This window comes from Thermohalobaculum sediminis (genome assembly GCF_023487995.1).
Lineage (GTDB): Bacteria > Pseudomonadota > Alphaproteobacteria > Rhodobacterales > Rhodobacteraceae > Thermohalobaculum > Thermohalobaculum sediminis.
Genome location: NZ_JAMFKN010000003.1, coordinates 149,123 through 175,530, shown reverse-complemented (window position 1 = coordinate 175,530; position 26,408 = coordinate 149,123). Strand labels below are relative to the sequence as shown.

19 protein-coding genes are annotated in these 26,408 nt (G+C 69.7%); 11 read left to right on the top strand and 8 right to left on the bottom strand.

Annotation, left to right across the window (positions count from 1 at the left end; all coding sequences use genetic code 11):
* The first annotated feature begins 36 nt into the window (after positions 1-36).
* Together M1105_RS07985 and M1105_RS07980 are read left to right on the top strand one after the other, a co-directional pair.
* Positions 37-1,896, top strand: a complete 1,860-nt coding sequence (locus M1105_RS07985; protein WP_249579820.1) for a copper resistance system multicopper oxidase — start codon at positions 37-39, stop codon at positions 1,894-1,896.
* A gap of 4 nt (positions 1,897-1,900) precedes the next feature.
* Complete coding sequence (locus tag M1105_RS07980) at positions 1,901-2,602, top strand: copper resistance protein B (RefSeq protein ID WP_249579819.1); 702 nt, start codon at positions 1,901-1,903, stop codon at positions 2,600-2,602.
* A 57-nt stretch (positions 2,603-2,659) separates the two neighbouring features.
* Here M1105_RS07980 and M1105_RS07975 read toward each other — a convergent pair whose 3' ends face one another.
* The 5 genes from M1105_RS07975 to M1105_RS07955 form a co-directional block, all read right to left on the bottom strand.
* The gene (locus M1105_RS07975; protein ID WP_249579818.1) at positions 2,660-4,342 is read right to left on the bottom strand and encodes an ATP-binding cassette domain-containing protein; all 1,683 of its coding nucleotides are present in this window, start codon (positions 4,340-4,342) and stop codon (positions 2,660-2,662) included.
* Positions 4,339-5,436, bottom strand: a complete 1,098-nt coding sequence (locus M1105_RS07970) for a P-loop NTPase family protein (protein WP_249579817.1) — start codon at positions 5,434-5,436, stop codon at positions 4,339-4,341. The genes M1105_RS07975 and M1105_RS07970 overlap by 4 nt, the downstream gene beginning before the upstream one ends.
* 71 nt (positions 5,437-5,507) lie before the next feature.
* A complete protein-coding gene (locus M1105_RS07965; protein ID WP_249579816.1) occupies positions 5,508-6,356 on the bottom strand; it encodes an alpha/beta fold hydrolase in 849 nt (282 codons plus the stop codon).
* 119 nt (positions 6,357-6,475) lie between these two features.
* On the bottom strand, positions 6,476-7,123 hold the full coding sequence (locus M1105_RS07960) for a hypothetical protein (protein WP_249579815.1): 648 nt from the start codon (positions 7,121-7,123) through the stop codon (positions 6,476-6,478).
* A 130-nt stretch (positions 7,124-7,253) separates the two neighbouring features.
* Positions 7,254-8,681: a S8 family serine peptidase gene (locus M1105_RS07955; RefSeq protein ID WP_249579814.1), complete on the bottom strand. Its 1,428-nt coding sequence runs from the start codon at positions 8,679-8,681 to the stop codon at positions 7,254-7,256.
* 123 nt (positions 8,682-8,804) lie between these two features.
* Between M1105_RS07955 and M1105_RS07950 the strand changes: the two genes are divergently transcribed.
* The 4 genes from M1105_RS07950 (at position 8,805) to M1105_RS07935 (ending at position 12,866) form a co-directional block, all read left to right on the top strand.
* Positions 8,805-9,305, top strand: a complete 501-nt coding sequence (locus M1105_RS07950) for an RNA polymerase sigma factor (protein WP_249579813.1) — start codon at positions 8,805-8,807, stop codon at positions 9,303-9,305.
* The gene (locus M1105_RS07945; protein ID WP_249579812.1) at positions 9,302-10,096 is read left to right on the top strand and encodes an anti-sigma factor family protein; all 795 of its coding nucleotides are present in this window, start codon (positions 9,302-9,304) and stop codon (positions 10,094-10,096) included. Before M1105_RS07950 ends, M1105_RS07945 begins: the two co-directional genes overlap by 4 nt.
* Before the next feature lie 320 nt (positions 10,097-10,416).
* Positions 10,417-10,620 (top strand): hypothetical protein, encoded by a 204-nt coding sequence (locus M1105_RS07940; protein ID WP_249579811.1) that lies wholly within the window; start codon positions 10,417-10,419, stop codon positions 10,618-10,620.
* Positions 10,621-11,150: 530 nt separating this feature from the next.
* Complete coding sequence (locus M1105_RS07935) at positions 11,151-12,866, top strand: GAF domain-containing protein (RefSeq protein ID WP_249579810.1); 1,716 nt, start codon at positions 11,151-11,153, stop codon at positions 12,864-12,866.
* A gap of 865 nt (positions 12,867-13,731) precedes the next feature.
* On the opposite strand, the gene M1105_RS07930 is transcribed toward M1105_RS07935, so the two are convergent.
* Positions 13,732-16,110, bottom strand: coding sequence for an arylsulfatase (locus M1105_RS07930; RefSeq protein WP_249579809.1), 2,379 nt, complete (start codon positions 16,108-16,110; stop codon positions 13,732-13,734).
* Positions 16,111-16,619: 509 nt separating this feature from the next.
* Between M1105_RS07930 and M1105_RS07925 the strand changes: the two genes are divergently transcribed.
* A complete protein-coding gene (locus tag M1105_RS07925) occupies positions 16,620-17,564 on the top strand; it encodes a SphA family protein (protein ID WP_249579808.1) in 945 nt (314 codons plus the stop codon).
* 114 nt (positions 17,565-17,678) lie between these two features.
* On the opposite strand, the gene M1105_RS07920 is transcribed toward M1105_RS07925, so the two are convergent.
* Positions 17,679-19,772 carry a mechanosensitive ion channel family protein gene (locus M1105_RS07920; protein WP_249580160.1) on the bottom strand — a complete coding sequence of 698 codons (2,094 nt, stop codon included), beginning with the start codon at positions 19,770-19,772 and terminating at the stop codon, positions 17,679-17,681.
* Positions 19,773-20,200: 428 nt separating this feature from the next.
* Here M1105_RS07920 and pepD point away from each other — a divergent pair, with 428 nt between their 5' ends.
* The 4 genes from pepD to M1105_RS07900 all read left to right on the top strand — a co-directional run bounded on the left by pepD (position 20,201) and on the right by M1105_RS07900 (position 25,853).
* Complete coding sequence (gene pepD, locus M1105_RS07915) at positions 20,201-21,733, top strand: beta-Ala-His dipeptidase (protein ID WP_249579807.1); 1,533 nt, start codon at positions 20,201-20,203, stop codon at positions 21,731-21,733.
* Positions 21,734-22,065: 332 nt separating this feature from the next.
* A complete protein-coding gene (locus M1105_RS07910; RefSeq protein WP_249579806.1) occupies positions 22,066-24,030 on the top strand; it encodes a DUF3604 domain-containing protein in 1,965 nt (654 codons plus the stop codon).
* A gap of 39 nt (positions 24,031-24,069) precedes the next feature.
* On the top strand, positions 24,070-24,852 hold the full coding sequence (locus M1105_RS07905) for a peptidyl-prolyl cis-trans isomerase (RefSeq protein WP_249579805.1): 783 nt from the start codon (positions 24,070-24,072) through the stop codon (positions 24,850-24,852).
* The gene (locus M1105_RS07900) at positions 24,849-25,853 is read left to right on the top strand and encodes a HupE/UreJ family protein (RefSeq protein ID WP_249579804.1); all 1,005 of its coding nucleotides are present in this window, start codon (positions 24,849-24,851) and stop codon (positions 25,851-25,853) included. The genes M1105_RS07905 and M1105_RS07900 overlap by 4 nt, the downstream gene beginning before the upstream one ends.
* 203 nt (positions 25,854-26,056) lie before the next feature.
* On the opposite strand, the gene M1105_RS20935 is transcribed toward M1105_RS07900, so the two are convergent.
* Positions 26,057-26,371 carry an ABC transporter permease gene (locus M1105_RS20935; RefSeq protein WP_249580159.1) on the bottom strand — a complete coding sequence of 105 codons (315 nt, stop codon included), beginning with the start codon at positions 26,369-26,371 and terminating at the stop codon, positions 26,057-26,059.
* Between the last annotated feature and the right edge of the window lie 37 nt (positions 26,372-26,408).

Genomic DNA, 26,408 nt, shown 5'->3' with positions numbered 1-26,408 from the left:
CCGCGCGTGCCTCCATACCCGATCGAAGAGGGTCGAATGACCAGGATCACACGCTTTCGTGCCGGAGTGCTCGCCGCCGCTGTCGGCGCGGCATTGTCGGCCGCCCCGGCTTGGGCCGGCACCTACGACCTCACCGTTGACCGCGTCCGCATCGACACCGGCGCCTTCACCCGGACCGGCATCGGCTACAACGGTGCCAGCCCCGGGCCGGTGCTGCGCTTCAGGGAAGGCGAGGACGTCACGATCAACGTGACGAACAATCTCGACCAGTGGACGTCCGTGCACTGGCACGGCCTGATCCTGCCCTATCAGCAGGACGGCGTGCCGGGGGTGAGCTTCGAGGGCATCGCGCCGGGTCAGACCTTCACCTATCGCTTCCCGATCGTGCAGGCCGGAACCTACTGGTTCCACAGCCATTCGGGCTTCCAGGAGGCCGATGGCGCCTATGGGGCGATCGTGATCGAGCCCGCGACGCGCGAGCCCTTCCGCTACGACCGGGATTACGTCGTGCAGCTGACCGACGCGCATCCCCATCCCGGGAGCCGCATCATGCGGAACCTCAAGATGATGCCGGACTACTACAACCGGCAGCAGCGCACGCTTTTCGACTTCCTCGGAGACGCGGCGGACGAGGGGCTCGGCGCCGCCCTGTCCGACCGCGCCGACTGGGGCGGGATGCGGATGATGCCCACCGATGTCGAGGACGTGCAGGGCTTCACCCCCCTCATGAACGGCAAGGGCCCCGAGGGCAACTGGACGGCGTTGTTCGAGCCGGGCGAGCGGGTGCGGCTGCGCTTCATCAACTCGTCTGCCATGGCCTATTTCGACATCCGCATTCCCGGCCTGAAAATGACCGTCGTGCAGGCCGATGGCCAGAACGTGCAGCCCGTGACCGTCGACGAGCTTCGGATCGCTGTGGCCGAGACCTATGACGTAATCGTCCGCCCGACCGAGGATCGCGCCTATTCGATCCTGGCCGAGTCGGTGGGCCGCACGGCGATGGCGCGCGGCACGCTGGCACCGCGCGAGGGGATGGAGGCCGAGGTGCCCGCGCTGCGCGAGCCGCCCCGGCTGACCATGGCTGACATGGGCATGGCGCATGGCGGCATGGATCACGGGTCGATGGGTCATGGCGCCACGGCCGGCGACAGCCATGTCATGCCGGATGGCACGATGATGCAGGGCATGGACCATGGCGCGGCGGGGGATGCCGCCGCGGGCACGCATGTCATGCCCAACGGATCGGTCATGGCCGGCGCTGCCCATGCCGGCATGGGCAGCGACAGCGGCACCCACACCATGCCCGACGGGAGCGTGATGGAGGGCATGGCGCATGGCGGGCATAGAGCCGCGCCAGCCGATCGCTTCTACGCGCCGGGCAGCGGTCTGACGCCCGTGGTGGCGGACGGCGGCAGGTTCCTCTCATACGCCGACCTCAAGGCGCAGAAGCCGCTCTACCCGGAGCGGGCGCCGACCCGCGAGATCGAGCTGAGGCTGACCGGAAACATGGAGCGCTACATCTGGTCCTTCGACGGCGTGAAGCACGAGGATGCCGAGCCGATCCGCCTGCAATATGGCGAGCGCGTGCGCTTCACCTTCGTCAACGAGACCATGATGACGCATCCCATGCACCTGCATGGCATGTGGTCCATCCTCGACACGGGGAACGGCGCCTGGAACCCGGCCAAGCATGTGGTGAGCGTGCCGCCCGGCACCACGGTCGCGATGGAGGTCGAGGTCGACGCCCCCGGGCGGTGGGTGTTCCACTGCCACCTCGCCTATCACATGGAAGCCGGCATGATGCGCGAGGTCATCGTCGAGGGCGGCCCCGAGGGCACCGCCGTCGATCTCGGCGCCGGGCACGGTCACGGCCATGCCAGGGGCGCGGGGGGCTGAGCGGATGCGTCTGCACCATGTCCTTGCCGGCGCCGTTGCGCCGGCGCTCTCGCTTGCCGGCCCGGCCTTCGCCGAGCCGCTGATCTGGGGCTTCCAGGCCGAGCAGCTCGAATACCGGCTGGGCGAGGGGTCCGACATCCTCGCGTGGGATGCCGACGCGCTGATCGGAACGGACGAGCTCAAGGTCGTCTGGCGCAGCGATGGCGAATACGCGCTCGATGAAGACGCCTTCGAGAAGCTGGAGAACCAGTTGCGGCTCCAGACCCCGATCACGGACTTCTTCGACGCTGTCGTCGGCGTCCGTGTCTCGACCCCCGCCGGCCCCGACCGGGTCCACGGCGTCGTCGGTCTGCATGGCCTCGCGCCGCAATGGTTCGAGATCGACGCCGACCTCTTCGTCTCGGACGAGCCCTTCGCGCGCGTCGAGGCGGAATACGAGGCGCTGCTGACCAACCGGATCATCCTGACCCCGAGCGTCGAGTTCGAACTGCCGTTCACGGACGACGAGCCGATCGGCGTCGGCGCATGGGGTCCGAGGCTCGAGGTCGGGGCGCGGCTGAGCTACGATGTGATCGACCGGGCCGTGGCGCCCTATGTCGGCGTCCATTACGAGCGCAGCTTCGGCGAAACCGCCGATCTTGCGCGGGCCGACGGCGAGGATGCGGGAGCGGTCTATTTCGTCGCGGGCGTCAGGGTGATGTTCTGAGCTATCGACCCCGGCGCCTGACGGCGCCGGGGTCGTCGTTTCCACGAAACCGACCGTTCATGCCGCCTCGCGCGCTTGCAGGAACCGCGAGGTCGGCCCGTCGGCTCGCGCCAGTTCCGTCATCTCGCCCGCCTCGACCAGCCGGCCGGCATCGAGGAACCAGGCCCCGTCGAGCATGGCCGCCACGGCTGGGCTGTGCGTCGCGACGAGACAGGTGGCCTTGGTGCCTGCCAGCAGCCGGGCGACCAGCGCCGCGCCTTCCGAGCCCAGCGTCTCGTCCGGCTCGTCGAGGAGCAGGAGGTGCGCGCCCGAGAGGGCCGCGCGCGCCAACAGCAGGCGCTTTCGCTCGCCCGCCGACAGGGTGCGCGCGCCCTCGCCGACCCGCCCGTCCAGCCCGCCGAGCCGGACGAGTACCGGCGCAAGCCCGAACTTGCGCGCCACGGCCTCGACCGCGGCGTCGTCATGGGCGACCGCCGCGCCCATCGTCAGCGCGCGGCGAAGGCTGCCGGCCAGGATGGGCGAGCGGGGTCCGACGAGGTGCACCATCCGCCGGCGCTCTGCCGCGGTGAGGTTTGTGGGCGCGACGCCGCCCACCCGGACCCGGCCGCGCGACGGCGCCTCGAGCCCGGCGGCGAGCGCCAGCAGCGTCGACTTCCCGGCGCCGCTCGCGCCCAGGACGGCGATGCGCCGGCCGGGTTCCGCCTCGGCGTCGATGCCGCGAAGCTGCGCCGATCCCGCGCGGCGGAAGCGAATGGCGGGCGGGGCATCACCCGGCCGTTCGGCGGGCTGGCCACGTCCCGACGCGGCGAGGCGTGGCTCGGCCAGCAGCGCCTCGCATTTCCCGCGCGCCTCGGCCCAGGCGCGATGTCGGTCCCAGGCGGTCGCGAGGTCGCGAAGGGTCTGCGCGGCGATCCCCAGGGCAGCCAACGCCCCCGCGGCCGTGCCTGCTGGAATGTCGCCCCTCAGCGAAACGAGGAGAATGGTCGCGCCGGTGATCCCGGACGCGATGTCGGGCACGCCGCGAAGCATCGCCAGGCCGCGCGCCCGTGCCGCCGAGGCGTCGGCCAGCCGTTCCGTCCGCCGCGTGATCAGCCGGCGCTCGGTTGCGACGCGGCCCAGGAGCCGCAACTCGGGCCCATGCGGCAGCCGTTCGCTCACATCCGCCGCAAGCCGGGCCCGGCGCGCTCGCAGCCGCCGGTGCAGCGGCCCGAGCGCCGCGCCGGCCGCGGCCATCAGGACGAGGCACAGCCCCAGCGGCACCGCCGCCGTCGCCGCGAGCCGCGGGTCGAGCAGAACGAGCACGACCAGCGTCAGCGGCAGCACGATCGCGGCCGAGATGAGCCGTGCCACCCCAAGGCTGATCCAGCCACGGACGACTGCGAGGTCGCCGACGAAGCGGAGCGACAGCGCGCCACTCCGGCGCCCCGCCACCACGCGCGCTGGCATCCGGGCGACATGCTCGAACAGCCGCAGTCGCAGCGCCGCCGCATAGTCGTGCCCCAGGCGGTCGCCGAGCACATGTTCGGCGCCCCTGAGGATCGCGATGGCGATCGCTCCGCCCGCGACGGTGGCAAGCGCCGCCGCCGGCAGCGGGTCCCCCGCCTCGCCGAAGGCCGCGAACACGTCGCGCATGGCGAAGGCGATCGCGCCGGTCGCCGCCGCCTGGCCGAGCGCCAGCAGCGCGAGCACCGCTATCCGCCGCCCGCGCCTCTCGGCCGCGATCCGGGGCAGCCGGCTCATGCCGCAAGGCCTCCGCCGGCGGAAAGGGCCCCCTGCCGGGGCCCGGTGGCGGCCGAGACCGCACGCGCGAAGAGCTCGCCCGCGAAGGCCGGGTCGGCCAGCGCCTCGCGCCCCGTGACCGGCAGGCGCGTTGCCGCCTCGGCCTCGGCGGCGCCGAGGGGCGAGAGGCTCACGGTGCCCGTCAGGACCGCCGGCTCGATCCCCAGGGCGCGCAGCATGGCGCAACCTCCGGCCGCGGCCATCGCGTCGGGCGCCGCGAACACGAAGGTCGCGAAGGCATCGCGCACATGCGCCGCGCGCAAGAGAGCCGCCGTCTCGCGCTGCAGCAGCCCGTCAGCCAGCTCGACGATGGCGATGTCGGCGCCTGCTTCGGCGGCGTGGCCCAGCAGGCTGTCGAGACCGGCCTCGATCCGCGGCAGGGCCAGCCGGTAGGTCGAGGCCATGCCGGCGTCGGTGAAGTCGGCGACGAACTGCGCGCCGGCGTCGACATAGCTGGTGAAATCGCCGCACGCGCCCGTTCCGGTCGCCTTGATCGCTGCCACCGCATGCCCGCCGCGGGACAGCCCGTGCACGAGGCTGGCCGCCGCCGTGGTCTTGCCCGCGTTCATCGAGGCGCCGACCACCGCGACCGCCGGCAGGCCGCGCGGGCGCTCGCGCCGGGCGAGGCCGTAGCGGGCGACATTGATCACCTCGCCGCCCGCGTCGGTCATGAGGCCGAGCGGGACGACCCGCGTCGGAGCCGAAATCCTTGCGTTCCGGTGGCGCATCCGCCCGATGATGCCGCCGCCGGCGAGCAGGTCGGCCCCGCGGCGGCCGAGTTCGGCCACGCCCTCGAACTGGTCGGGCGCATAGCGATCCGCGCAGGCCGCGACGATCAGGTCGCCGGGATAGAGCTGCGAGGGCCGGCCGCATTCGAGCTGGAGGCGCTTGTGCGAGCCGAGCGTCTCCACACGGGCGAGGACCAGGTCCCCCGAGACGACGGGCGACATCGGGTCGGCAAGGCCGACGGCATCCTCCCAGCGCACGCGACGGGTGGAAAAGGCGCGCTTGGCGCGCCGCCAGGCTTGGGACGGGAGGATTGTGACTTTCGGCATCGCGCTCTCCGTGACTGGGGTTCGGTCGCAAGGTCGGGGATGTGTGTCGGCGAGGCGGACCGGACGTCCGTTCAGCGGCTGTCGGGGTCCGGACCGGCGGCGCCCTGCGGCAGCACGATCCGGTCGAGCCCTCCGCGCGTGACGCAGTCGCCGAAGTCGTGGCCGCATCCGGGCAGGAGGCTGAAGGTCACCCGTGCCGCGATGCCGCGCGCCCCGGCCGCGGAGCGCAGCGTCTCGGCCCACGCGCGGGCGCGGGCAACGCGGTTGGTGCCCTGCTGGAGATCGAGGTCCGGTCGGTGGCGCAGGGTCGGGTCGGACTGGTCGTCGAGCGCCCCGACGCAGACCGCGACCGGAAGCTCAAGGAACCGTCCGAGACCGGCCGCCATGCGCGTGCCCCAGTCTCCGCGAGCCTTCGGCGCGGGGCCGTGGCCATAGGGGAAGGGGGCCGCGTCGGGAAAGGTGAACCAGCCCGCCGAGGTCACCGTCAGCCGCTCGATCATATGGGGATAGAGCATGGCGAAGCGATGTGCGAACTGCCCGCCGCCGGAATAGCCGGCAAGCGCGATCCGCCGCCCGCCACAGACCCCGATGGCCCGCAGGTCGTCGAGAAGCGCGAGCAGGGCCAGATCCGCCCGGCCCTTGCGAACGACCTGCTGGTAGGCGGGCCAGGCGGCCTGGTCGAACAGCGGCGCGATCACGGGACGCCCCTCGGCGAAGGCCCGTGCTGCGAAGGCGCGTGCCTGCGCCTCGGCGCCGCGGTGGATGCCGTGCACCGCCACGAGCGGCGCCTTTCCCGGCGCGACCTCGTTCGGCAGCGCCAGCCAGCAGGCGAGGCCGCGGCGGCCCGCGGGTGGCCGGAACAGGAGTTCGCCCCCCGCGACCGGCGCCTCGGCTGCAAGATGGATCGATGTGCCATCCATGGTCTCGTCATCCTCTCTCGGGTTTCAGTGCAGGCCCCTCGCGCCCGGGCCGGCGGGATGTTCGCCGCGCGGCCGGGTCGACCGGGAGCGTCCCGTCGCCGCAGCCCGGTCAGCCGCCTTCAGTCGGCGCGAACCCAGGCCTCGCGCACGCCGTCCTCGTGGTGGTCCTCGCGATAGGCGACCGGCCCCGTACCGGGGGCGTACCATGTCGTCCGGCGGACGCGCCCGTCGTCACAGGTCACGACGTATGCGGGTCGGGCATGTTTGCCGGGGCCTTGCACCTCGACCGCATCGGTCACCTCGCAGCGCGTCTCGCGGGTCGAGACCTTTCCGGTATGCGACACGGCCCGGCGCTCATAGCGCCCCGTGCTTCCCACGGTGAGCGGGTAGAGATCGTCGATGACGCGGACCGTGCCGGAGGCGGTGTGCCAGTCCTTCGAGGTGCCGCAGTTGGCGTAGCTGTCGCTTGGCGAGAACCAGTCGAGAACACGGGTCGAGATGCAGCCGCTCTCCTCGCGGATGCGGACGCCATTGCCGAAGGGCGTGATCCTGATCCGCTCGGACCGGCCGTCGAGCAGGCTGACGACCGTCATGCTGCGGAACTCGTCCGCCGACGGCGCCCGGGTCGGGGGTAGCGCGCGCTCCAGCGTCCTGGTCTCCGGCGTCGGCGCGAAAGCCTTCGACAGTTCCTTCGTTTTGTGCTCGCCCGCGCCGCAGCCGGCCATCAGGATCGCAAGGCCGAGCCACACCACCTTGTTGGATTGCATTCCCGTCACTCCCGTCTCATCCCCCGCCGAACCGCTGAGGGGGTCGGATGGAGAACGCGGGCGAGAGCGGCTTATTCCCCGAACAGTGCAAGATTCCCTCGCGAAAGCGCGCGAGCGGCCGATTGCCGCCTCACCAGCAGCGCTCGCCCGGAGCCTGGAGCAGGCCGTAGCCGTAGATCTCGTCCCGGCCGGGGGCGCCGATGTCGCGCGCTGCGGAAATCAGCAGATGGCGCGCCGCGGCAGGATCGCCGCCGGTCTCGGCTCGGGCCCGGAGCATCGCCGCCATCACGAAGGGCACCGCGAAGCTCGTGCCGGTAAAGTCCGCCGCCCCGCCGCCGGCGTCGGCCGACCGGACGCCTACGCCGGGTGCCGCGACGTCGAGATAGGTGCCGCGGTTGCCGCGCCGGTAAGGGCGCTGGCGGCTGTCCACGGCGGCTGCCGCGATCACCTCGGGATAGGCGGCGGGATAGGCTGGACTTCCGCCCGGCCCGTCATTGCCGGCCGCAGCGACCAGGTTGGCACGTGCGGTGGCCGCACGGATGCCGATCTCGAGCACCCGGTTCGGGGCTCCGGCGAAGCTGAGGCCGACGACCCGGGCGCCCTCGCCGACCGCCCAGTCGAGCCCGCGCAGCACGGCGACGAGGTCGGCCCTCGGCTCGTCGATCTCGCGGCCGAAGGCCTCGGCGACCAGAAGCCGCGCGCCCGGTGCGAGGGGTTGCGCGCCGTCCTCGCCCCGGCCGACCAGCAGGGCCGCGATCGCCGTGCCATGAACGCGCGATGCGGGCTCGGCACGGGCATCGCGGAAGCTGCGCGCGGTGATTGCCGCTCCGCGAAGGGCGGGGTGGGACCGCTCGACCCCGGTGTCCACGATCGCGATCGGCGCGCCGTCGGCGCAGGCGTTCTCGGGCAGGGCGGAGAGCCCGACGAGTTGCGCGCCCCAGCAGCCATCGCCGGCACACCCGGTGCCCTCGGGCGAATACAGGTGATTGAGCTCGAAGAGTGCCCCCGGCGCCAGCGAGGCCGCGACCGCGAGGCCCTCCTCGGCGTCGAGCCCGCGCGGCAGGCCCAGTCGCGTCACGCTCTGGCCGAGCGAGGCGAGCGTGTAGCGGTCAACCTCGCGGAACCCTGCATCGGCGAGGGCGGCGCGAGCCGCACCGTCGACCCCGTGGCCGATGATCTCGCTGCGACGGAAGCTGGGCGTCTCCCGCCCCCCCTCGTTACCACCGAACAGGCCGCTCAGCGCCCGGCCGACAGCCGTGCCGCGCAGGCCCCGCGAGTCATCATCGTCATCGTCGCGGTCGTCATCGTCGCGGTCGTCGTCGCCATCGTCCCCATCGTCGCCGTCGTCGCCGTCGTCGCCCCCGCCGTCGTCTCCGTCGCCGTCCCCGTCGCCATCGCCTCCGTCGCCGCCATCGCCTCCGTCGCCCCCATCGCCGCCGTCACCCCCGTCATCGGCCAGCGCATGGCCGCCAAGCCTCAGGGCGGGCTCGATGCGGTCCGCAAGGCCGCAGAGCACCAGAAGGAGCATCGCTCCCAGCAGGGGGTTCAATCGCTTCATGAATTTTTTCTCGGCAGCTCGGTTCGAGTGATGGAAACGCTTCGAAGGCAGAAGATATTCCCTCGTAGGGGAATAAAAAATGCCCCCGGTCGTTTCCTTTCCGACATCAGGATCGAGGCAGCGATGCAAGACGAGCTTCGGACGGAGATCGCTGCCCTCGTTCCCCGGCTGAGGCGTTTCGCCCGGGCCCTGTCGGGTTCGGCCGAGCTGGGAGACGACATCGTGCAGACCGCTTGCGTGAAGGCCCTTTCGCGACTCGACCAGTTCGCCCCCGGCACCCGGCTCGACAGCTGGATGTTCCGGATCGCGCGAAATGCATTCCTCGATCACCTGCGGCTGAGCAGGTCGCGGGGGGAACGTGCCGCGGACGACGTGCTCGAGGCCTGGTCCGATGGCGGTCTCGGTGCGCGGCGCGCCGAGGACAGCCTGACGCTGGCCGCCGTCCGGCGCGAGATGGCCGCGCTGCCCGAGGACCAGCGCGCCGTCCTGGCGCTGGTGGCCATCGAGGGCCTTTCCTACCGGGAGGTGGCCGAGATCACTGGCGTTCCGATCGGCACGGTGATGAGCCGCCTTGCCCGCGCGAGGCGGCGCCTTCTGCAGCTTTCGGACGAGGTGTCGGCATGACGAGACGACTGGCCGATCAGGAGATCGCGGCCCATGTGGATGGCGAACTCGACGCCGCGGCGGATGCGGATGTCCGGGCGCGTCTCGCTGATGACCCTGCCGCGCGCGCGCTGGCGGGGCGGCTCCGCGAGCTGAACGCTCGCCTCGCTGCCGCCCACCCCCTGCCGGACGCGGGCGAGATGCCGCCGGCCATCGCCGCCGCGCTGGCGGCCCCAGCGCCGGTCGGTGCGGCCGCCACGGCCGGGGATGGCGCCGATGCCGCGCCGGGGCGCGTGGTCGCCTTCCGGCAAGCGGCACGCCAGCCCGCATGGCTGCCGATGGCCGCGGCGGCGTCGGTTGCCCTGCTGCTGGGCGTTGCCTCGGGCACGTTCCTCGCGGGCCCTGCGGACCGCGCCGATCAGGCCGCCGAGTCCGCGGCTGGCGGGCTTGCCTCGGCGGGCACGGCGCTTGCGGCGGCGCTCGAGACATTGCCCAGCGGGACGCTTTCGGCCGACGCGGTGCGCCCGGTCGTGACGTTCCGCGACGCGACGGGCCGGCCCTGCCGCGAGTTCGAGACCGGCCCCGGCGTCGCACCCCGCGTCGGCATCGCCTGCCGCGAGCCCCGCGGCGGCTGGGAGGTTCTGGCCATCGCCGCGATGGCGGATGCGGCCGTGCCCGCCGACGGCGCATTCCGTCCGGCCTCGGGCGCGGGGGCGGACATGGCCATCGAGGCGACCCTCGACGCAATCGGCGCCGGCGATCCCCTGGCGCCGGAGGAGGAGGCCCGCCTCCTCGCCTCGGGCTGGCGCTGAGGCGGCGCCGGGGCGCCTGGGCTGGCGCCGTCGAAGACGGAGCGGCCAGCGTGATCGAGCGCTCCGATCGCCTTGCGCCCGGGATGCTCGCGATGCTGCCAGCGATCGCGGCATCCATCGGCTCGACCAATTCCGCGTCGGTTCCGCGAGAGGTCGGGCGACGTCGATGCGCGTGGGAGCCGGCCGAGACGGGTCCCGGCGGTGACCGCCCGGCTTCATCATGTGCTCGAGTCCCGCTCCGCGACGCGAAAGGCTTGGCGTTCTCGCCTTGCTCGGCTACGCAGCATGACCGGATGATGAAATCGGAGTTGGAGAGACCAGTGAGCGAGAAGCGCGAGAAGTTCCTGAGCATGAGCGGGAAACGCAAGGAGAAGGCCTTGAAGGCGATCTCGACGATCGGCAATCTCAGCACGCCGGCCTACGAGTGGGAGAAGGCCGAGGTCGAGCAGCTTCTCGCCGATCTCCAGGCGGAACTCGACGCGGTTCGTGGCCGGTTCGAGCGCACGCGCAGGTGGAAGGCCTGAGGCTCGACGGCCTCTGCCCGACCGCTGAGCCGCGGACCTGACCGTTCGGGGTCGCGTTCCCGTTGCCCGGCCGATGGGTGCTCCGTCGGCCGGCTGAGCATTGGCACGCGGCATGCTCCGTCGCAGACGCAAGGCGCCGAGGCGTTCGAGAGCGGCTGGGCCCGCGGCGCGCCGCTACGGTCCGCCACGGGCATGGCCGTTCGCGGCGCCCGGCATCGAGAACCGCGCGGCGGGCGTTGCAGACCGTCGTCGCGGCCACCGTCGTGGCCGACGCCGCGTCGTTCCGAAAATTTCGAAGGAACCCGCGGACCCCACGTCTCATGCCGGGGGCACGACGAAACGGATCGTTGGATTTCAGTCGCCTCGCACTCTAGTGTTTCGAGCGGCTACCATCCGGGAACATTGCCTTGAACCCTGCCTCGGAAACCCAGGCTGAGCATGGATCCGACCTTGAGCATGCGTCAGCGCGCGAGGCGGCAACGCGTGAGATCCTGTCGGTCATCAGCCGGAGCCGCGACGACGAGAAGCCGGTGTTCGACGTCATCCTGCGCAATGCGGGGCGGCTCTGCCGAGTGCCGTTCGGCGGCCTCTACCTCGTCGACGACGCGCGCACCCATGCAAGCCTCGCCGCGAGCCTCGGCGCGCGCTCCGACTATCTGGAGACGGCGCTGACCCGATGGTCGCTCGACGACGACGCCTCGGTTCCGCGTGCAATCGTCGAGGGCCGCGTCGTCCACATCGAGGACATAGCCGACACGGAGGGCTATCGTCGGGGCGATCGCCAGCGTGTCGATGCCGTCGAGATCGAAGGCATCCGCACCTTTCTCGCGGTGCCGCTGCTGCGTGACGCGATGGCGATCGGCTGCATCGGGGTCTATCGCCGGGAGGTGATGGCCTTTAGCACCGAACAGATCGCGCTCCTCGAGACCTTCGCGCAGCAGGCGGTGATCGCCATCGACAACGTCCGCCAGTTCCGCGAGTTGCAGATGCGGCTGGAACGCGAAGCGGCGACCCGCGAGATCCTGCAGGTCATCAGCCGCAGTCCAGATGACGTGAAACCCGTCCTCGAGACGATCGTCCGAAACGCGGCCCGCCTCTGCGACTCGCCCGATGTCGGTCTGCACCTCGCGAACGAGGCGCGCACCAGGTCCCGGCTGGTCTGCGTCTCGGATGCCGATCAGGGGGTCTTCGAGATCGGGCAGGAGTTCGACCTGAGCCTTCCGCACCAGACGCCGACATCGATCCGGGAAGGCCGGGTGATCCACAATCCCGACATTGCCGACGATCCGCTCTATCGGGCGCGCGATCCCATCCGGGTGCGCCTCGTCGAGGTGGATGGCGTGCGAAGTCGCCTGTCGGTCCCCCTGCTCAAGGACGGGGTGGCGTTCGGCTGCATCAACCTCAACCGCCACGAGGTGCGCCCCTTCACGGAAACCGAGATCGCCTTGATCGAAACCTTTGCCGCCCAGGCGGTGATCGCCATCGAGAATGTCCGCCAGTTCAAGGCGCTCGCGGCACGCACCGAGGAAGTGCAGGCGCTCAACGCTTCGCTGGAAGCCCGCGTGGACGAGCAGGTGGGCGAAATCGAGCGGATGGGACGGCTCAAGCGCTTCCTCTCGCCGGCGGTGGCGGAGACGGTGGTCACCCGGGGCGAGGAGATGCTGTCGAGCCACCGGGCGCTGATCGCTACGCTGTTCTGCGACATCCGCGGCTTCACCGCGTTCTGCGAGACGGCGGAGCCGGAGGAAACCATCGAGGTTCTCCAGACCTACCACGAGGAGATGGGCAAGCTGATCTCGTCGCATGGGGCTGGCGTCGACAAGCGCATGGGCGACGGAATCATGGTGATCCTCAACGACCCGCTGCCCTGCGAGGACCCCGCCGGCGACGCCGTGCGCCTGGCGATCGCCATGCGTGCGCGGATGCAGGAGTTGTGCAGGGGCTGGAAGCGGCTGGGCCACCGGCTTGGTTTCGGGGTCGGCATTTCGCTGGGCTATGCGACCGTTGGCATGGTCGGATCGGAGGGCAGGTATGACTACACCGCCTCCGGCACGACGGTGAACCTGGCCGCGCGCCTGTGCGACAAGGCCGAGGATGGCGAGATCCTCCTCTCCCCCCGCGCGCGCATGGTGGTGGAAGACGCCTTTCGAACCGACGCCGTCGGCGAGATCGATTTCAAGGGCTTGCGAGAACCCGTCGAGGTGTTCCGGCTGGCAGCAACGATACCAACCGAACCGGAAAGTTAGAGTCGCGTCGGGCTGCTGGGCTTGGCGGCGTTGCCCACGCGTCGTCAGCCTCGCCGGAAGGCGCCGCTGCGTCGTCCTTGCGACCCGCGTCGCGTAGAGGGGCCAAGCCACCTGCAGCCCGACGCCCCCTCGTCATCGCCGACGCCCTTGGTCCGAAGGGGCGTTTGCGCTCGCACGAGATCCCGAAATCACGCGCGGTGATAACGAACCCCCAGCGCTCCATGCGGCTTTGACGCTCCCGGCCGGCCGTTCGCGATGCGCCGCGGGCGACCGCGCAGGCGCCGGCGCCGGGAACTCCGGGCGCCTTCGGATGCCAACGACCTCGCGAAACCGTCGGCATCATGACCGAGGCCGGCCCGGCGCCGCCTGGTCGGGACGGCATGCGCCCCGCAAAGGAGGGAACGGCCGTGTCCGGGACCCTGTTACGGGCATATGGTCACGAGACCGGATCCGCTCCACAATACTCGAAGCTCTACATCGTCGGCGAGAGGATCTTCGATGCAGGGGCGATCAACATCCTGACCTTCGCGACGAAGATCGGCGACTGCAACGCGCTCGGATACAGCTACCGCACCAACACCCAGGACGTGGACGGCGACGGCGTGGAGGACGGCGAGCCCTACGCGCGGCAACTGGTGAGTGGGCTGGGGCTGGCAGATCAGGTTCAGAACGAGGCGGTGGCCGGCGCCGACGCGGTGCGCCGGGCAGCGGCGGTGTCGACCCGTTCGCCGGGCGCGGTGGTCGCGCCCTTCAGCCGCGGACCTGCGCGGTGCCCAGCCGATGGTGGCGCCAAGTCCCGATACGTTCGGGCCCAGGGCGAACCCGGCGTGGTTGGTCTTGAGTTGGCCTGTTGGCAGCTGGCGGGCTATTCCACGTCGATCGTGACCGTCTCGATCCTTCCCGTGAAGCGCGACCTCGCTCCGGAACCGATTTCCTCGACGACGGCGGTCGCGAGGTCGATGCCCACATCTGCGGTCTCGTCGGCGGAGAAGACGATCGGCTGCGTCCGCTCGATGCGACCGCTCGCGACCGCCTCGCCGTCGATGAAGAGGGTTCCCGTGCCGCCCTTGCCCAGGCCGCCGCCGTCATAGGCGAACTCGAAACGGATCTCGTGGCTTCCCGCGGGCAGCGGGCCTGGCGCCGAGACGGTGTAGGCCTCCTGCCCAAGGAAGTTGTAGCGGTAGGCGGGGATTCCGTCCGCGACGTAGAGCGACCAGCCGCCGAACCGCCCGGCCTGAGCGAGGATCGTGCCGTGGCCGCCGCCCTCGGGCACGTCAACCCTGGCGGTGATCGTCTTCGATCGGTTCTTCACATTGATGAAGACATTTTCGCTCATCCCCGTCATGCCGTCGGCGAGCGTGAGGGTCTTTCGCCCCGCCATCAGGTCTGGCCGGCCTGCAAGAGCCGCGTTCCCCCGCTCGACAAGCCGGTCGTCGAGCGGCAGGACATGGTTGCGCCCGGCCTCGGCCATGAACATCGCCTGCAGTTCGGCCAGCCGGTCGGGATGCTCGCCGGCAAGGTCCCGTGCCAGGCTGAAGTCGGTCGCGGTGTCGAAGAGTTCCCAGAGGTCATCGGCCAGGGGCCGCCGCGCCTCGGTGTCCCACGGAACCTTGTGGATCGTGCGCGCCCACCATCCGTCGCGATAGAGCGCGCGGTTCCCGAACATCTCGAAATACTGGGTGACATGACGCTCCGGCGCCTCCGCGTCGTCGAAGGCGTAGAGCATGCTCACGCCTTGCATCGGCACCTGCGGCACGCCATTGACCATCCGCGGCTCGGGCAGGCCGGCGGCTTCGAGGACCGTGGGCGCTACGTCGATCACGTGGGAGAACTGGCCGCGCTGTTCGCCCTTGGCCTTGATGCCCGCCGGCCAGTGAACGGCCATGCCGACCTTGGTCCCGCCATGATCGGAGCCGACCTGCTTCATCCAGCCAAAGGGCGTGTTGAAGAGGGTCGCCCATCCTGCGGCCATGTGAGGATAGGTCTCCGGCGAGCCCCATCGATCCGAGAAGGCCAGCAATTCGTCAACCGTCAGCTGGCCGCCGTTGAAATAGGTCATCTCGTTGTAGAGGCCGTAGCGCCCGCCCTCGGCGCTCGTGCCGTTGTCACCATAGATCAGGAAGATCAGCGTATTGTCGATCTGCCCCGTCGCCTCGATCGCATCGATCACGCGTCCGATCTCGTGGTCGGTCATCTCGATGTACCCTGCGAAGACCTCCCCCTGCCGGGCGAACAGCCGCTTTTCGTCCTCGGTCAGGCTGTCCCAGTCGGGGATGGCATCGGGCTTCGTCGCGAGGATCGTGCCGTCGGGGACGATCCCGCTCGCAAGCTGACGCGATAGGGTTTCCGCCCGCAGCTCGTCCCAGCCCTGATCGAACTTGCCCTTCCAGCGCGCGCTCCATTCCTCGGGCACGTGGTGGGGGGCATGGACCGCACCGGGGGCGAAATAGACGAAGAAGGGGCGATCCGGCGCGAGGGCCTTCTGATAGCGGATCCATGCCGCCGCCTGGTCCGTCATGTCGGTGAGGAAGTGATATTCCGGGTCATCGGGCAAGTCGACCGGGTGCACGCCGTCATAAATGAAGGGTGCCCACTGGTTCGTCTCGCCACCGATGAAGCCGTAGAACTTGTCGAAGCCCTGCCGGGTCGGCCACCGATCGAAGGGGCCCGAGATGCTGACCTCCCATGCCGCGGTCTCGTGCCATTTGCCGAAGGCCGCGGTGCTGTAGCCATTCAGGCGCAGGATCTCGGCCAGAGGTGCGACCGCGTCGGGAATCTGGCCGGTGCTCCCGGGGAACGATGTGCCGAGTTCGGCGACGCTGGACATGTTGTTCACATGGTGGTTCCGCCCGCTCTTCAGCGCCGTGCGAGTGGGCGAACAGAGGGCGGTGGTGTGGAAGTCGACAAAGCGCAGTCCTTCGGCCGCAAGTGCGTCGAACTCGGGCGTCGAGACGGGGCCACCGAATGAGGATGTCCCGGCAAAGCCGAGGTCGTCCACCAGCACGATCAGGACGTTCGGCGCGCCCTCGGGTGCCTTGACCTGGAAAAGCGGAGGCGCAACCGCATCGCGCACGTCGAGCACATTGAAGTTCGGCACAGGCGGCGCCGCGATCGGAAGGACCGTCCGGTCGACAGCCACCTGCGCGTGGGCGACCCCGGCGGCTCCGACGAGAAGGCAGGCAAGCGTGATGGCGAAGCGAATTGTTTGGGTACCCCCCAGGCGGCGCGTCGTTCTACGCAGCATCGTCGTTTCCCATGGCGTGCTCAGGTGGCGGCGCGTCCCGTCGATCGGCCGCTGCTGAATAATACATGCAGATTTGTATTATAGGGTCGGTCCCGGGTCGAGTCCGACGATCGCCTTGGAACGCGGGCAGGCCATGCATCGGCAGAGGTGCCTGCAAGGCGTCCCGCTCCTGGCGACGGCGCAGGTCCGCGGGCCGGGGTTCCGGTTGTCGAGGCGGTCTGCGGCAGAAGAACCCATGTTGAGCGCCGGCGAAGGAAGCCTATGCTGCGATGATGGCCGCGAGGGATCCCGCTCGGGTGCTTCAAGGCCAGTGCCGCAATCACCTGAGGGGAGGTGATGATGCCTTTGCGTTTTCCGCTCTCGCCACGGAGTGGAGGGATCTCTCCGGGGGCCTTGGGGCCGACCACCAAGGGCTTTCCGCCCCCCTGCTCCCCACCGGCGGACGGGCGACACCGCGCCCGGAACGATCGGCGGGCACGCGACGTGAGTGAGTGCGGAGGAGAATGACGATGGGAAATGCACTGCGTGGCGCCCTCGGTCTCGCGGCCTGCCTTGTTGCGGGGGTGCCCGCGGCGGACCGCGCAGATGCGGCCGAGGGTGGGTCGAGCCATTACATCCCCGGTATCGCTGGCGATCTCGGCCTCGCGCTGCCGCCGAGGCCGGGCGCGCAGGTCGCGAATGTCGTCTGGGTGCAGTCGGGCGATGTTGACCGGGCGGTCCTGCAGGGGCGCGTTAACACCGCACTGGACATGACGGTGGTCCTCGATCTCGCGATGGCGACCTACACCTTCGAGAAGAAGGTCCTTGGCGGCAGCTACACCGTGGGTGCGCTTGTCCCCTTCGGCTATGCCGAGATCGACGCGACGCTGACCGGCCCGGGCGGGGGTGTGGTGCGCGGCAGCGCCGACAGCTTCAATCTCAGCGACATGGCCCTGATCCCGTTCCAGATGAACTGGAGCCTCGGCGACTTCCACTTCAAGCTGGCCGAGACGGTGATCGTCCCCACAGGCGCCTATGATCTCGACAAGCGCGTCAATCTTGGCCGCAACTACTGGAGCTTCGACACCGGGGCGGCCGTGACATGGTTCGACCCCGCCTCGAGAACCGAGGTCTCGCTCGCCCCCGGCATCATGATCAACACGAAGAACGACGACACCGACTACAAGACCGGAGCCGAGTTCCATCTCGATTTCACCGCGAACCACTTCGTCACGGATACCGTAGCCATCGGGGTGAAGGGCTACTGGTATCAGCAGGTGTCGGGCGACAGCGGAGCAGGGGCGCGCCTCGGGGATTTCAAGTCCGAGTCGGTGGGCATCGGCCCCGGCTTCGTCTGGACCCCGGCCTTCGCCGGAGGGAGGCTCGCGGTGGCGGGCAAGTGGATGCACGACGTCCACGCGGAGAGGCGCCTCAAGTCGGATTACGGCCTCCTCACGGTCGGCTGGAAGTTCTGACGGAGCGGTTTTCGGCACGCGCCGCGGGGCGAGCGTCCCGACGCGGGACGCAAATGATCGCAGAGAGCGCGCCTCGCGTCCCGCGCCTGCCACGCGGAAACTCGCCGCCGCGCGTTATCGCTCGTCGCGGGGCCCATGATGCAGCGCCTTGTCGGCACCGCCCGCCTCTTGCTCGAGCGACGCGGTGGCCGAGCGCTCTCCGCCCGCAGGGCGTTCCGCCTCCGCTACGTGATGATCCGGGGACGCCGGTTGCGGGTGGCCGGTCCTGCCTGCGAGCCTCTCGATGGCCGCGGCTGCGAGACGGGGGACATGCAGCCTTCCGCTCCGTCTCCACGAGGCGACCTCGCTGTTCGCCCTGTCGGTCAGTTCCGGGTCCGGCCCCTTGTCGCGGCCGAGATAGAGCGTCTGCGAGGGGAGGGCGAAGCCAGTGCCGGAGCCCTCGACGACGTCCTTCACGCGGAAAAGGACCTCCTCCTTGATCGCAAGGAACTCGTTCCAGTCAAGGGTCCTGGCGTAGACGCGGATAGACACGTCGAGCGAGGAACTGCCATAGCCGGCGAAGTGCACCGTCACCGTCTCTGGATCGATGCTGGGATGGCCGCAGAGCATCTCGCGCAGCTTCTCGAGAACGTGGCGGAGTTGATCGCCTCCGGTGTCGTAGCGCAATCCGATGGTCTCCTCGATCAGCATCTGGTCGCACTGCGTCCAGTTGACGATCGGCATGTCGGCGAACTGGGCGTTGGGGATCGAGATCAGCGTCCGGTCCCTTGCCCGGATCAGCGTCGAGCGGACGCCGATGTTCTCGACGACCCCGTTCTGCGAACCGAAGCTGCAGAAGTCCCCCACGCGGATCGGCTTGTCGAGATAGAGGATCATTCCCCCGATGAGGTTCTCAAGCGTCGGCCGGATCGCCAGGGCGACGGCAAGACCGCCCACGCCGAGACCGGCGAGAACGCTGATGACCGGCACGCCCATCGCCTGCGCCCCGGTGGCAAGAACCGCGATGACGCAGACGACGCCGACGATCCTGGCCACGAGCCGGAGCATGTTGGCATCGATGTCCTTGCTCGAGGCGTCGCGCCCGCCGATCAGCATCTCGAAGCCCGCCAGCGCAGCCAGCCAGACCGCCCATGCAAGCGCCAGATAGAGAACGGCGTTCAGGACCGTATCGAGCGCGAGCGCAAATGCACCGGCGACGTTGAGCTGATGGGCGGCAAAGTCTTCGACCAGCATGGTCACGGCGACGACGGCAAGCGGCTGGCAGAGCCTCCGCCAGAGCACTGCGTGCCGGCTCGCCCTCCTGCCATGCCGCGTCACGCGTCGCAGCGCTACCAGAATGCCGGCCGCGAACAGGGCGAGGGCTGCGACCACCAGCACCTTCCACGCCGGAGTGCCGAGCAGCGACGGCTTCAGCCCCTCCGGGATTGCATCGACGAGAGCGGCCGGGATCATCGGGCCGGTCAGCTGCCGGCTTTCCTCGATCCAGCTGCTGATCGGGAGTGAGCTGCGGAGAGGCAACTGCTCGACGCCCCGGTAGAACCATGGTGCCGCCTCGACGGTGTGTGCGCTGAACAGGAATTGTCCCGTGCGCGCCCCGTCGTCCATTCGCACCAGACGCAACGGGGTTTCGGGGATTGCGTAGTAATCGAGGCCCTTCTCCTCGACCGTCGCAAGATCGGGGATTTCATCGAGGCGCGGCAGTCGAACCCTGCCGAGGATGTCGAGGACGTAGGCGGCCGTGTCGCTCCCGAGGTCCTTTCGCGAAGCCGCAGGAATTTGCGAGAAGTCGTACAGCGTCCCCATCTGAGTGGCGACCAGGGACACGCGCTGAGCCGCCTCGCGGCTGCTGTCCTGTCGATAGGCTGCCACCGCGGCTTCCAGCGCATCGCGCAGGCGCATGAAGCTTGCCATCGTCTCGCGCGGGCTCTCGGTCCTCACCAGGAATTGCGTGGCACCTTCTGCGCGGGCCGACGCCGGCGCGCTCGCCTCCGCGGGTGGCGCATCGCGCGACGTTGCCTCGGCGTGGGCGGGACTGAAGGATGGCCCCGAGGCAAGCGCAACGACGAGTGCCACGGCCAGGGAACGTAACAGGTCCTTTGAACGCAATCTTCCGATCATCGTGCCAGCCGTCGTGTTCATTTCATTGAAATGAAATACATCACGACACTCGTGCGTGATGCGCCATGAAAATTCACGAATGCCTCGCATCACCCAGCCCGCTCACGCCGCCGCAGGCCGGGCCACGCCGCGGGAGAATGACCACGCCGCAAGCAATGCGCTGCTCCAAGGTCCGGCCCCGGAGCGTCCGCCTGCGACGACGATACGGGCCCGACATCATGTCAGCTCCATTTCGCATCCGGCCGCGCCGGCTTCTCGTGGCTCGCGTCATCATCGCCACTTGCGATAACAGGGTTCGCTGTTCTGACAGTATTGCCTACACTCGCACGGAACGAGTCGATTTCGTCGAATTCGTCCTTTTTGTCACATGTTCCGGCGGTCGGTCTCGCCCGACCATTTGCGTTGGCGCCATGGTCCGGTCTCGGTCGGCGGCAGGGCGACCGGCCCGCGTCGCCGGATGAACGCAGCCGGGTCGAGGCGTTCAGGGCAACGGTCTCGACGGATCGAAGAGGCGATCGATGCTGGCGAAATCACTGCGCATCCGGGCCCTCGCACGGGGGCTCTGCGCCGGACTGACGTGCCTTGCGCACGGCGTCGGCGTGAGTTCGGCACAGACTGGCGCCGACCTAGAACTGGAACGGGCGATCCTTTCGACGTTCGAGCAGATCAACGCGGTGCCGCGCTGTTCCAAGGACGAGGCCCGGATCTCCGCCTGGCTGGTCGAATGGGCGGGCGCGCGGGGCCTCGCGGTGTCGAGCGACGCGCACCGGAACGTGCTGATCACCGTCCCGGCGACGGCCGGGTGGGAGGATCGCCCGGGCGTTGTCCTGCAGGCGCACATGGACATGGTTTGCGCGAAGGCCGAGGGCTCGGCCCATGACTTCACCAGGGACCCGATCCCGGTGATCCGGGACGGCGACTGGGTGCGCGCCACTGGCACGACACTGGGCGCGGACGACGGCATCGGCATTGCGCTCGCACTGACGCTGGTCGAGAGGGCGACCAAGCCGCATCCGAAACTCGAGGTCCTGATTACCGCGGATGAGGAGAAGGACATGAGCGGTGCCGCGGGCCTCGATCCCGGCCTGCTGACGGGGACGCGATACATCAATCTCGATTCGGAAGATGACGCGACCGTCACGCTCGGCGCCGCGGGCGGGCTCCACACGGACATCGAGCTGCCACTGGCGATGACCCCGCTTGCCGCCGAGATGACGGTATTCGACCTGAAGGTGTCGGGCTTGCTCGGGGGGCATTCCGGCCTCGACATCGACAAGAACCGGCCGAATGCTAACATCCTAATCGCCGAGCTGCTGCTGGGCGCCTTCCCGTTCCAGCTGACCGGCATCGAAGGTGGGGGCGTGGCCAACGCCATCGCGACATCGGCCGTTGCAGGAATTGCCGTCGCGGCCGGCGACGTGGCGGCGCTCGAGCGGCGCGTTGCTGATTTCGCGGCCGACGCGCGTGTCAGGTATCCCGCCGAAGCCGGGATGACGCTGACCCTGACGCGCGCCGCGAATGCGCTGCAACCGGCGGCGTCAGCCGAGGCGTCCGCGAATGCCGTGAGGCTTCTGGCCGCGATCCCTCAGGGCGTGACTGCGTGGTCGGAAGAGTTCGACGGCCTGCCGGAGAGTTCCAGCAACATCGGAATCGTGACGAGCACCGACAGGGCCCTGGCCATCGCGACGTTCCAGCGCAGCTTCCGCGCCGATCATCTGCAGGCGCTTGCCCAACGGATCGCGGCTCATGCCCGCGCTGCCGGAGCCACGAGCATTCAGCGGGGATCGTTTCCTGCGTGGCCGCCGAACACGGGCACGGGCCTCTACCGCGCGGTGCTCGCGTCCTATTCGAAGCTGTTCGGCGCCCCGATGGCAACCAGCGTCGTCCATGCGGGCCTCGAATGCGGCTACATCGCCGCGAAGTATCCTGCCATGGAGATCGTGTCGATCGGGCCAACGCTGGAGAACGTCCACACCAGCAATGAACGCCTGAAAGTCTCGTCCCTGCCGAAATTGTGGAACCTTCTCCAAGAAGTCGTGCAGGCGCCGTAGGCATCGCCCCGGCTGCCCGGCATCCACGCTCACGTCACCGGTCAACCGACCGCGGGACTTCAGGCTGGGCCCGGCCGCCGAAGGCTGGAGGGAGGACGGAGGCCGTTTCGGACACGATCGAACCGATCCGGTCTGGAGGGGACGGCACCGGACCGGACCATGCGACCGGTTGCCGAGCCTTCCCCGCGCCGACGGCCGCGACGCAATACCACAACACGCGTTATTGTGCGGTATGGGATTGTAGTTCTGTTTCTGCTCGGGGGATGAAGGCGCGCGGGAAAGCTGTGCCCCGCGCGCCGTGGGGGCCTTGGCGACGCGACAGGAGCGGCATGATGAAACTGGATCACATTCTTCGCATCGCATCGGCCGGGATCGCTGTGGCGGCGGTTCTCGGCCCGGTCGCCTCGCTCGCGCAGCAGGCGGCCCCGGTCGGCGTCGATGCTGCGAGCATGGACCCGCAGGCGCTTGCGGCCACGGCGCGGGCGCGGCCCTACTCGCCCTATGCGGATCGCAATTTCCCCACGCGGCCGTTCTTCGGCGACACGCATCTGCATACGGCATTGTCCATGGATGCCGGCGCGGCGGGAGCCCGGCTCGATCCGGCCGCCGCCTACCGCTTTGCCCGGGGCGAGCAGGTCATGGCCTCGAGCGGACAGCCGGTCAAGCTGTCGCGCCCGCTCGACTTCCTCGTGGTCGCCGACCATTCGGACAACATGGGCTTCTTCCCCAAGCTCTTCGCCGGCGATCCGGCGACGCTGGCCGACCCGAAGGGGCGCGAGTGGTATCAGCTGATCAGTTCGGGCAGGGGCATCGAGGCGGCGCTCGACATCGTTCAAACCTTTTCGGCCGGCAAGTTTCCGCCGGCGCTCCTCTCGGTGCCCGGCACGCCCACCTATCGCTCGGCCTGGCATGAGACGATCAAGGCGGCCGAGGAAGCGAACGAACCCGGGCGCTTTACCGCCTTCATCGGCTACGAGTGGACCTCGAACACCGCCGGCAACAACCTCCACCGCAATGTCATCTATCGCGACGATGGCAGCTTCGCGCGGCAGGTCGAGCCCCTCGTGACGCTGAAGCCCTGGGGCAGCGACAACCCGCGCGACCTGTGGAAATGGATGGAGGATTACGAGGCGAAGACTGGCGGCGATGTGCTGGCGATCGCGCACAATGGCAACCTCTCGAACGGGCGCATGTTCCCGCGCATCGAGTCCTTCACCGGCAGGCCGATCGACTCTTCTTACGCCGAGGGCCGTGCGCGCTGGGAGCCGCTCTACGAGGCGACCCAGACCAAGGGCGATGGCGAGACGCACCCTTACCTCTCGCCCAACGACGAGTTCGCCGACTACGAGACCTGGGACAAGGGCAACCTCACGCTGACCGAGGCGAAGACGCCCGAGATGCTGGACTTCGAATACGTCCGCTCGGCACTGAAGAACGGCCTCGCGCTCGCGCCCGAACTCGGGACCAACCCCTACAAGTTCGGCCTGATCGGGTCGACCGACGCCCATACCGGCCTCACGGCGATCGAGGAGGACAACTTCTTCGGCAAGCTCAGCAGCATGGAGCCGAACCCCGAGCGAGTGACGCGCATGTTCATGAAGCATGGCGACCTTTCGATCATGGAATGGGAAGTCGGCGCGGCCGGCTACGCCGCCGTCTGGGCGACCGAGAACACGCGCGAGGCCCTGTTCGACGCGATGGAGCGGCGCGAGACCTACGCGACCACCGGCAGCCGGATGATCGTCCGCTTCTTCGGCGGTTGGGACTACGTCCCCGAGGATGCCGAAAGCCGCCTGCCGGCCGAGACCGGCTACACCAAGGGTGTGCCGATGGGCGGCGACCTGACGGATGCTCCCGAGGGAAGGGCGCCCAGCTTCCTCGTCGCCGCGCTCAAGGACCCGATCGGCGCCAATCTCGACCGCATCCAGATCATCAAGGGCTGGATCGCCGAGGACGGTACCCGGCACGAGCGCGTCCACGATGTCGTCTGGGGCGATGCCGACAGGCGCCAGCCCGGCGCGGACGGCAAGCTGCCCGCGGTCGGCAACACGGTCGATGTGGCCGAGGCAAGCTGGACCAACACGATCGGCGACCCCGAGTTGATCACCGTCTGGACGGATCCCGAGTTCGATCCGCGGCAACGCGCCTTCTACTACGCGCGCGTGCTCGAGATCCCGACCCCGCGCTGGACCGCCTATGACGCGAAATTCTTCGGGGTGACGCCGCCCGCCGAGGTGCCGATGGTGCACCAGGAGCGGGCCTACACCTCGCCCATCTGGTACACGCCCAAGGGCTGACGCATGCGCATGCCCGGCCGCCTTGCGCGAGAGCCGCTGGTGCAGTTTCTCGTGCTCGGGGCGGCGCTCTTCGTCGCCCACGCGGCCTTCGGCCCGGACGAGGCGCCGCCGCCGCAACGCATCGTGATCGATGCCCGCACGGTCGCGCTCCTCGAGGAGCGCCACGCCCGCGCCTGGGGCGCGCGACCCGACGCCGCGACGCGCGAGCGGCTGATCGAGGATCGCATCGCCGAGGAGGTGCTCTACCGCGAGGCGCTCGCCCTCGGCCTCGACCGCGACGATGCGACGATCCGGCGGCAGCTCAGGCAGAAGATGCAGTTCCTGCTGCAGGACAGCCTCGCCGTCGTGGCGCCGGATGCGGGCGAGCTGCACGCCTATTTCACCGCCAACCACGCGCGGTACACCGAGCCGGCGCGCTACAGCTTCGAGCAGGTGTTCCTCGGCTCGGATGCCGAGGTGGCGGCGCTGCGGAAGGCCACGCGCGAGATCGAAGACCCCACGGAACTTGCTCGGCCCTCCCTCCTGCCGCGGGCGCTGAACGAGGTCACCGCCGAGGGGATCGACCGGGTGTTCGGGGCGGGCTTCGTTAGTCGGATTGCGTCGCTCGAGCCCGATCGCTGGGAGGGGCCGGTCGAGTCCGCCTTCGGCCTGCACCTCGTGCGCCTAGGGGCCGTGCTTCCCGCGCATCTGCCCGGCTTCGAGTCCGTTCGGGACCGTGTCGCAGCCGATCTCGCCCAGGAGCAGGCGCCGCGCGCCGAGGCCGATCTCGTCGCCCGCCTGCGCGCGCGCTACGAGATCGTGATCGAGGGGGCGGCAGAATGAGGTACGCGGCGGTGTTCGCGCTCGTCCTCGCGCTCCTCGCCGGCGCGCTGCCGGGGCGTGCCGCCGCGCACGAGGTGCGCTCGGCGCTCCTCAGCATGATCGAGGACGAGCCCGGACGGTTCGACACGCTCTGGCGCGTTCCCGCCCGGGGCGAGCGGATCGCTCCGCTGACCTTGGCCATGCCAGCCGGCTGCCGGCCCGCAACGCCGCCCCTCGCGCGCCTCGATGGAACCCGGATGGAGACGGCGCAGCGCTTCGACTGCCCCCGCGGCCTCGCGGGGACGGAGATCGGTGTCCGTGGCCTCGAGCGCTTTGGCGGCGACGTCCTCGTGCGCGTAACCTATGCCAATGGCGGGACCGAGACGTCCCGTCTCGACGCGCGCGCGCCGATGGCGATCCTCGAGGGCGAGCGTCGCCTCGGGCAGGTGGCGGCCGCCTATTTTCTGCTCGGCGTCGAGCACATCCTTCTCGGCGTCGACCATCTGCTTTTCGTCGCGGCGCTGATGATGATCGTCGTGGGCTGGCGGGTGCTCCTTGCGACGCTCACGGCCTTCACGCTCGCGCATTCGGTGACGCTCGGCCTCTCCACGCTCGGCCATGTCAGTCTGCCGGGGCCCCTTGTCGAGGCGCTCATCGCGCTCTCGATAGTCGTCGTCGCGGCCGAGGCGCTCGGCGAAGCGCGAGGCGAGTGCATGGCGCGGCGCGCGCTGCCACCCTGGTCCATCGCCTTCGCCTTCGGGCTCCTCCACGGCTTCGGCTTCGCCGGGGCGCTTGGCGAGATCGGGTTGCCACCCGAGGCGGTGCCGGCGGCGCTCCTGTTCTTCAACCTCGGGGTCGAGGCGGGGCAGATCCTGTTCGTCGCGGCCGTTCTCGGGCTCGGCGCGACATGGAGGGCGTTCCGGTCCCGGCCGCTGCCCGCCGGCCGGATCGCCGCGATATACGCAATCGGCATCGTCGCGGCCTACTGGACGGTCGAGCGCGTCACGGCGATCTGGATCTGAGAACGCTTTCGTCCTGCCTGCACGCCGCCGCCAGGCGTTGCTAAGTGCATCCATGAGCGCCTGTCGCGGCGCCGGCCCGTGCAGCGACGTCACGCCGTTCGGGCCAGCCGCGACCGGGCTCGGCCTGGTCGGGCAACAGCCTGCCCGATGTCGCGTGAGGGCCCTGAAGCATCGAGGCGGGAATGGCCACGCCCGGGGCCGACCTACTCCATCCGCAATGCCGCCATGGGGTCGAGCCGAGCGGCGCGGACCGCCGGAAAGACGCCGAAGACGAGCCCGGTGATCGCGGCGATCGCCACAGCCGCGATCAGGGCGCTCAGGTCGATTACGACCGGCCAGCCCGCGAAAGCGCCGATGGCGACGGCGCCTGCGAGGCCAGCCACAGCGCCCACGACCCCGCCGAGCGTCGCCAGCGCAGCTGCCTCGACAAGGAACTGGGCGACGACGTCGCGCCGGCGGGCGCCGACCGCGAGGCGCAGCCCGATCTCGCGGGTCCGCTCGGCGACGGTCACGAGCATGATGTTCATGACGCCGATGCCGCCCACGACCAGCGAC

Excerpts from the sequence above, each read along its gene's own strand:
- M1105_RS07980 (WP_249579819.1), top strand. The coding sequence starts at position 1,901 with ATGCGTCTGCACCATGTCCTTGCCGGCGCCGTTGCGCCGGCGCTCTCG.
- M1105_RS07965 (WP_249579816.1), bottom strand. The coding sequence starts at position 6,356 with ATGGATGGCACATCGATCCATCTTGCAGCCGAGGCGCCGGTCGCGGGG.
- M1105_RS20935 (WP_249580159.1), bottom strand. The coding sequence starts at position 26,371 with ATGCTCGTGACCGTCGCCGAGCGGACCCGCGAGATCGGGCTGCGCCTC.
- M1105_RS07920 (WP_249580160.1), bottom strand. The coding sequence starts at position 19,772 with ATGCGAGGCATTCGTGAATTTTCATGGCGCATCACGCACGAGTGTCGT.
- M1105_RS07925 (WP_249579808.1), top strand. The coding sequence starts at position 16,620 with ATGGGAAATGCACTGCGTGGCGCCCTCGGTCTCGCGGCCTGCCTTGTT.
- M1105_RS07955 (WP_249579814.1), bottom strand. The coding sequence starts at position 8,681 with ATGAAGCGATTGAACCCCCTGCTGGGAGCGATGCTCCTTCTGGTGCTC.
- M1105_RS07945 (WP_249579812.1), top strand. The coding sequence starts at position 9,302 with ATGACGAGACGACTGGCCGATCAGGAGATCGCGGCCCATGTGGATGGC.
- M1105_RS07950 (WP_249579813.1), top strand. The coding sequence starts at position 8,805 with ATGCAAGACGAGCTTCGGACGGAGATCGCTGCCCTCGTTCCCCGGCTG.
- M1105_RS07900 (WP_249579804.1), top strand. The coding sequence starts at position 24,849 with ATGAGGTACGCGGCGGTGTTCGCGCTCGTCCTCGCGCTCCTCGCCGGC.
- M1105_RS07975 (WP_249579818.1), bottom strand. The coding sequence starts at position 4,342 with ATGAGCCGGCTGCCCCGGATCGCGGCCGAGAGGCGCGGGCGGCGGATA.
- M1105_RS07930 (WP_249579809.1), bottom strand. The coding sequence starts at position 16,110 with ATGCTGCGTAGAACGACGCGCCGCCTGGGGGGTACCCAAACAATTCGC.
- M1105_RS07960 (WP_249579815.1), bottom strand. The coding sequence starts at position 7,123 with ATGCAATCCAACAAGGTGGTGTGGCTCGGCCTTGCGATCCTGATGGCC.
- M1105_RS07910 (WP_249579806.1), top strand. The coding sequence starts at position 22,066 with ATGAAACTGGATCACATTCTTCGCATCGCATCGGCCGGGATCGCTGTG.
- M1105_RS07970 (WP_249579817.1), bottom strand. The coding sequence starts at position 5,436 with ATGCCGAAAGTCACAATCCTCCCGTCCCAAGCCTGGCGGCGCGCCAAG.
- M1105_RS07985 (WP_249579820.1), top strand. The coding sequence starts at position 37 with ATGACCAGGATCACACGCTTTCGTGCCGGAGTGCTCGCCGCCGCTGTC.
- pepD (WP_249579807.1), top strand. The coding sequence starts at position 20,201 with ATGCTGGCGAAATCACTGCGCATCCGGGCCCTCGCACGGGGGCTCTGC.